The 4,610-nt window shown below is 68.3% G+C and carries 5 protein-coding genes; 3 read left to right on the top strand and 2 right to left on the bottom strand.

Annotated features, from left to right (window positions below; translation table 11 throughout):
* Positions 1–169 precede the first annotated feature (169 nt).
* A complete protein-coding gene (locus tag NS355_RS17165) occupies positions 170–685 on the bottom strand; it encodes a hypothetical protein (RefSeq protein WP_058746792.1) in 516 nt (171 codons plus the stop codon).
* Positions 686–863: 178 nt separating this feature from the next.
* Between NS355_RS17165 and NS355_RS17160 the strand changes: the two genes are divergently transcribed.
* Positions 864–1,574 carry a tetratricopeptide repeat protein gene (locus tag NS355_RS17160; protein WP_058746791.1) on the top strand — a complete coding sequence of 237 codons (711 nt, stop codon included), beginning with the start codon at positions 864–866 and terminating at the stop codon, positions 1,572–1,574.
* A gap of 26 nt (positions 1,575–1,600) precedes the next feature.
* Here the strand turns inward: NS355_RS17160 and NS355_RS17155 are convergent, their stop codons facing one another.
* The gene (locus NS355_RS17155) at positions 1,601–2,794 is read right to left on the bottom strand and encodes a sialate O-acetylesterase (protein WP_058746790.1); all 1,194 of its coding nucleotides are present in this window, start codon (positions 2,792–2,794) and stop codon (positions 1,601–1,603) included.
* Between the two features lie 296 nt (positions 2,795–3,090).
* On the opposite strand from NS355_RS17155, the gene NS355_RS17150 reads away from it, so the two are divergent.
* Positions 3,091–4,056: a hypothetical protein gene (locus NS355_RS17150; protein WP_153008271.1), complete on the top strand. Its 966-nt coding sequence runs from the start codon at positions 3,091–3,093 to the stop codon at positions 4,054–4,056.
* Between the two features lie 62 nt (positions 4,057–4,118).
* A partial coding sequence (locus NS355_RS17145; RefSeq protein ID WP_167345490.1) for a transposase occupies positions 4,119–4,610 on the top strand: 492 nt, incomplete at its 3' end.

The following is a 4,610-nucleotide window of genomic DNA, read 5'->3' as shown; positions in this document are numbered from 1 at the left end:
CCAGCCGCCCGAACGCGCCCGCCCGCGCGAAGCGGCCGCTGGGAACGGCACGGTGGGTCACGTTGCCGGGCTTGTCGTCGTCATTTGCCATGCCCGGCATAGCGGCGGGGCCGTGCGTTGGTTCCGTCCTCACCCGCGCATGGCGACAGAGATGGCGGACCGGAAAGGATCAGGCCGTGCGCGCCTTTGCCAATCCGTCGCGACGCAGGGCCATGCCGGACGCCAGCCAGAGTGCTCCAGCGGCCATCAACCCCGCCACCTCGCCGCCCGTCGGAGCCTCGATGACAAAGCCCATGATTGCCGCGACGATCAGCACCGTTCCCAGCCCATAGAACGGACGGAAGCCTCCGGCGAACGCGATCGGCAGGAAATGCAGCCCGACCACCAGCGCCATCGACGGCAGAAGAAGATCGGGCCGATGCAGGTTCATGACGATATTGGCCGCCAGGAAAAGACCGACGCCTTCGCCGATACTGCTCCACAGGATGGCGCGTTCCTCGCCCGGCGTTGGCGTGATACCCTGGCCCGGCGCGCGGATCACATGGTGCGCGGCGATGCCGATCAGGATAAACCCCAGAAAGGGCAGGGCCAGCACGACGCCGTGAAGGTGCCATTGCCAATACAGCGTCATCGAGGCGAACACCGCGCCGAAGAAGCCCATGATCAGTGCGCCCCATGCCCCCACAGACGATATCCTTATCACGCCATGGCTCGATCCTAAGTCCGCCATCGGGATCGGTCGAGACATCGGATGACCTTCGCCCGGTACATCTTCGTCATGATGCCGTCAGGAATCGGCCGATACCGGTGATGTAGGCTTGTCCCGAACCATGCGAGGTCCGCATGGTCGAGGGGGAGTGTCGATGAGCCTTTTGTCTTCGATCGCGGCGCTGCTGCTGGCCGTTCAGGCGGCCCCCGCCCCTCCCGTCGCCAAGCCCCCGTCGCTCGACGAGCGGATGACGCCGCAGCTTCAGGCGGCCGCTCGGTCGGTGCGCGTGCACCAGCCCCAGGCGGCGATCGACATTCTGACCCCGGTCCTCGCCACCTATGACGCGGATCATGCCAACGAAACCCGGCGCATCTATTGCGGCATGTCGGTGCAGGAGACGCTGCTCTACCTGACGATGGCAGCCAGGGATAAGGTGGCGGCCGTGGCGGTGCCGCCCGGCTATTGCACCGCGCTCTATCTGAAGGGCTATGCGCTGGTCGATCTCGGCCGGGTGGTGGAGGCCAAGGCGATCTACGAACGGCTGCTGGTGCTGGCGCCGATGTATGCCCAGTACCAGACCGAATATGGCCAGCTAATCCGGCTGGAAAAGGACTGGCCGCGCATGTTGGCGATTTGCACCAAGGCGGGCGAGGCCGCGGGCATCGCCGATCCCGCGATCAGGCCGATCCAGCAGGGCGCGGCGCTGCGCTGCCAGGGCTATGCGCTGGTCGAGCTGCATCGTTATGACGAGGCGGAGAAGCGGTATCGCGACGCGCTGGCGCTGAATGCGAACGACGCCGTCGCGCAGCACGAACTCGGCTATATCACCCAGCAGCGCGCCGAGGCGAAGCCCGTGACGGACTGACGGCGTCGGGTCGCGCAACGGCGGGATCAGCCCGCGGCCATGACGATCCCCAGCGACGGCTCCATCGGCAGCCGGTCGGCGCTGGTGTCATGCACGCCGTTCTGGTCATCGGGGGCGGTGGTCAGGCCATAGGCGACGCCGCGCGCCGTCTGGCCGATCGCACCGTGCGACAGCAGGATGGTCGTGCGACCGGTCCGAACCGCGCCCGTCAGCGGCACGGCCTGCCCGTTGTCGGTGACCTGAAAGCCCAGGATATTGCTGGCGGGCGTGATATCGACGCCATCGGTCAGCGCCAGCGTCACCTCGGTCTGGCTGGTGCCGACCGCGCGCGCCGACACCAGACGGGGGCCGCGCGGGCCCGCCCGCCCCTGCAACCAGGCGAGCACCTGCGCAGCGAAGCGTTGCCCGGCGCGAATTTGCCCCTGCTCGGTCTGATGGGTGCCGTCGAAGACCGGCAGGTCGTAGGTGGCAAAGCCATAGCGGACATGGGCGTCGCCCAGCGCGACGGTCATCTCCGCCTGACGCTGGGTGCCCTGCATCCGCTGCTGGGCGGGATCGCCGGTCAGGACATTCTGCGACCCGCCGATGAAGACGGTTAGGTCGGGCAGCCCCGTCTCGCGGCGCAGGGCGGCGATCAGCGTGCGGATCAGCGCGAGCTGGGTGGCCAGGTCGCCGACCAGCCGGTCGGCCACGTCATTGCGCCCGACCTGCAGCAACAGGATGTCGACACCGCCGGCCGCGACGATGGCGCGGACCAAGTCGGCGCGCATCGAGGAGCCGGTCGCGGCCCATTGGACCAGCGTCGTCCCCCCCACCCCACCGCGCACGAAGCGCACCGCCCGCCCGGTCGCGGCGTTGATCGCGTTCCCCGCCGTCTTGCCGAACGCGCCCTTGGCGAGGGGCGCGAAATTGGTCCCGTCGCTGGTGGCGGTGACCGCCATGTTGGTCGCGGGCCCGTCGAAAAGCGACAGATAGAAAGCCGGGCTGCTCGAACCCGCAACCGCGATCGACAGCCGGTCGGCGACCAGCGTGTTCGGCCGGATCGGCGTCGGGGTTGGTGTCGGGGTTGGAACAGGGGATGGAGTCGGCGTCGGACCGGGTATCGGCCGGACCAGGTCCGACGAACTGCCGTCGGCGCAGGCCTGGATCAACGGCAGCACGATGGCACAGGCGGTCCCGGCCAGGACATTGCGGCGGGTCAGGAAAGGCGTATCGGTCACGAATCCACTCGGGGCGGATGAGGGGACGGGGATGGCCGCTCCGCCCGGCCATCCACCGAAGCACATCGACCGCCACCACCGCCATGGGATGCCATGGGGCGGGACGGCATCCGCGTCATGCCAAGGCCGATTAACCATAAATATAGATTAATTGTGACAGGCCGTCGTCATCTTGACGGGAGGGCGCGGCGCTGGACCGCCCAAAGCTCCCCCGCAAAGCGCACGATCCCACATTGCGCCGCCATCCGGCCCGGCGCATCATGGTGCCGGACGGTCCTGTCCCTCGGGTGATTCCCATGTCTCTTCTGCTGTGGCCTGCGCTTCTTCTCGCCAGCGTTCCGGGGGTGCCTGCCCCCGTTTCGGTGCCGATCGGCCATTTCCAGACCTGGCTGCCGTCGAGCCGGGCCCCGATCGCCTTCACCTCGAGCGGTGTGACGGTGGAGGTCGCGCCCCTGCCCTGCCCCGCGTACCCCGAGGGGGAAAGCTCCTGCCGCTGGGACGGCTATAACAACCAGGCGAAGGTCACGGTCCGCGCGGCCGGGATAGCACCGCTGTCCGTCACCACCGATCCCCGGAGCGGCTATGCCCGGATCGCGGTCGTGCGCTTCGGGCACGGCGATCCCCGTCCCGGCGTCATCGTCGAGAGCCAGTCGGGCGGATCGGCGGGCAATCTCAGTGTGCAGTTCCTGGCGCCGGACGGGCGCGACTACCGAGTCCTGTCCCTGGGGTCGCTCTCTGGCGGGCTATTGCAGGGCGAGATCGCCGACGAACCGCGCGACCTGTCGGGGGACGGCTTCCTCGATCTGTCTTTGCGGGACGGAGCCTTCGGCAACGTCTTCGGCTGCAACGCGTGCACCCCGCGCCCGCTCCGGCTGTTCGCGGTGAAGCGGGGCCGCGTGGTCGACGAAAGCCGCGATCCCGCGCTGCGCCCCGCCTTCGCGGTCGACATGGCGCTGCTGGAACCACACTGCCTGTCGAAGGAAACCTTTCGCAACGGCGCCTGCGCCGCCTATGTCGCCGACGCCGCCCGCGCAGGGCGGTTCCGCTCTGCCTGGGCGACGATGCTGGCGCACTACGAGCGGGACCGCGACCTTTGGCAGCCGAATAAGGGACCGCATTTCACGAGCTTCCCAGAGTCCCTCCGCGCCTTCCTGATCCGCACCGGCTATATCCTCCCCTCCCCTTCAGGGGAACTGCAGGGAGTGGGGCGTCCCCGCAGGCAGGACGCGGATGGAGAGGCCCCACCCCAACCCCTCCCCTGAAGGGGATTGTTGCAAAAGACCTGCGCGGGTGATTCATTATCGCAAGCTGGGGGGCGTTAGCGATGGATCAGGGTTGCTTGGTGGATGGGCTGGTGTCGCCGCGTCTGGGTCGCAATGTCCGGCTGGAGCGGTTGTCGCGGGAAGTGGACTGGGCCGATCTGGGGTCGCTGTTGTCGCCGCTGCGTGCCGAGCGGGGCGGTCGCCCGCCCTTTGATGCGCTGCTGATGGTCAAGGCGTTGGTGTTGCAGCGTATCCATGCGCTGTCGGACCATGGGCTGGAGGAAGCGCTGGACGACCGGGTGTCGTTTCGCCGCTTTGTCGGGCTGTCGCTGGAGGATACGCCGCCCGACCACAGCACCGTCTGCCGGTTCCGCAACCGGCTGCTGGAGGCGGGCCTGGGCGAGGCGTTGTTCGTCGCCTTCGAGCGGCAACTGGCCGTGCGTGGGCTGATCCTGAAACAGGGCACGATGGTCGACGCCTCGCTGGTGGCGACACCGTTCCGCCCAGGGTCGCGCGATGGTCGCCGGGCACCGGTCGACGGCGATGCGGCCAAT

The sequence above is a fragment of the Sphingomonas yabuuchiae genome, from assembly GCF_001477495.1.
Lineage (GTDB): Bacteria > Pseudomonadota > Alphaproteobacteria > Sphingomonadales > Sphingomonadaceae > Sphingomonas > Sphingomonas yabuuchiae_A.
This window is presented reverse-complemented; position numbering and strand designations above follow the sequence as displayed.